This window comes from Pseudomonas sp. K5002 (assembly GCF_013386655.1).
Taxonomy (GTDB): domain Bacteria; phylum Pseudomonadota; class Gammaproteobacteria; order Pseudomonadales; family Pseudomonadaceae; genus Aquipseudomonas.
On record NZ_JACARK010000961.1, the window covers coordinates 1 to 1,983 of the forward strand.

Annotated in this window: 2 protein-coding genes; both read left to right on the forward strand. The window is 63.5% G+C overall.

Features of this window, described 5'->3' with window-relative positions; genetic code table 11:
• Positions 1-1,129, forward strand: a 1,129-nt coding sequence (locus tag HX846_RS31740; protein WP_178966917.1) for a sel1 repeat family protein, incomplete at its 5' end; no start/stop codon positions are given.
• The coding region (locus HX846_RS31745; protein WP_178966918.1) for an alginate export family protein at positions 1,126-1,983 on the forward strand (858 nt) is incomplete at its 3' end. The genes HX846_RS31740 and HX846_RS31745, both read left to right, overlap by 4 nt.

A 1,983-nucleotide genomic window follows, 5' to 3' on the forward strand; every position in this document is an offset into this window, starting at 1 on the left:
CCGTGCCCAGGCACGCCTGGGCCGCCTGCTGGTGGCCAAGCCCGGCGCGACCGAAGCCGAACACCATGAAGCCGAAGGCCTGCTGAAAAGAGCCTTTGCCAATGGCGAAGGCAACACCCTGATCCCGCTGGCAATGCTCTACCTGCAATACCCGCACAGTTTCCCGAACATCAACGCCCAGCAGCAGATCAGCAAATGGCGCGCCTCGGGTTACCCGGAAGCCGGTCTCGCCCAGGTGCTGCTGTATCGCACCCAGGACACCTACGACCAGCACCTGGATGAAGTGGAAAGCATCTGCAAGGCGGCGCTGAACACCACCGATATCTGCTACGTCGAGCTGGCCACGGTCTACCAGAAAAAAGCCGAGCCGGAAAAACAGGCCGACCTGCTCAAGCAGATGGAAGCCGGCTACAGCCGCGGCACCGTCACCGCCCAACGGGTCGACAGCGTGGCTCGTGTACTGGGTGATGCAAGCCTGGGCAAGACCGACGAAAAAACCGCCCAGGCCCTGCTGGAAAAAATCGCCCCCGGCTACCCGGCCTCCTGGGTCAGCCTGGCGCAACTGCTCTACGACTTCCCGGAACTGGGCGACGTCGACCAGATGATGAAGTACCTCGACAACGGCCGCGCCGCCGACCAGCCCCGCGCCGAACTGTTGCTGGGCAAGCTCTACTACGAAGGCAAGTGGGTCCCGGCTGACGCCAAGGCCGCCGAAGAACACTTCCAGAAAGCCGTCGGCCGCGAAGTCGCCGCCGACTACTACCTCGGCCAGATCTACCGCCGTGGCTACCTGGGCAAGGTCTATTCGCAAAAGGCCCTGGACCATCTGTTGACCGCTGCGCGCAACGGCCAGAACAGCGCCGACTTCGCGATTGCCCAGCTGTTTTCCCAAGGCAAGGGCACCAAGCCCGACCCGCTTAACGCCTATGTCTTCAGCCAGTTGGCCAAGGCCCAGGACACGCCGGAAGCCAACGACCTGGCGACCCAGCTCGAAGCGCCGCTGACCCCGGAACAACGCGCCGAAGGCCAACGCCTGGTGCAACAGGAGCTGGCCGTGCGCGGCACCCTGGCCCAAAGCACGCTGCAATTGCACGCCCTGCAAGAAGAAGACGGCGAGGAATCCCTATGAAGCTCAACCCATTCGTCAAGGCCGGCATCGGCCTGACCTTCGCCCTGCTGTGGTCGTGCCCGACCCTGGCGGCGCTGACCGAAGCCAAGAACTTCGGCCTGGAAGTCAAAGTCACCGGCCAGTCCGAAGATGACCGCGACCTGGGCACCCAGAAAGGCGGCGACGTCAACGGCATCGGCCTTGACCTGCGCCCGTGGATCTACGGTGAAAGCGGCAACTGGAGCGCCTACGCCATGGGCCAAGCCGTGACCTCCAGCGACATCATCGAGACCGACACCCTGCAACAGTCCTCGGATGACGCCACTCAACAGACCAGCAATGACGACCGCAAGAGCAAGAAGAACTACCTGGCGATGCGCGAGTTCTGGGTCGCCTATGGCGGCTTCACGCCCTACCCCGGCGAGATCCTCAAGCTCGGTCGCCAACGCCTGCGCAATGACGACGGCCAATGGCGCGACACCAATATCGAAGCGCTGAACTGGACCTTCGACACCACCTTGCTCAAGGCCAATGTCGGCGTCGCCGAGCGCTTCAGCGAATACCGCACCGACCTCAAGGAACTGTCGCCCAAGGACAAGGACCGTCAGCACCTGTACGCCGACGCCGCCTATCAGTGGACGCCAGGCCAGTGGATCGGCCTGCGCGCTCACCACACCCATGATGACGGCAAGCTCGACTACCCGGAACCGGGCGTGGCCACCGACTCGCTGGACAAGCGCGAGAACGGCGACCTGACCTGGCTCGGCATCGAAGCCAACAGCGATGCCTATAACTGGCGCAACACCAACACCGTCAACTACTGGGCGAGCGTCACCGGCATGCAGGGCGACCGCGACACGGTCAACGCCTTGAAC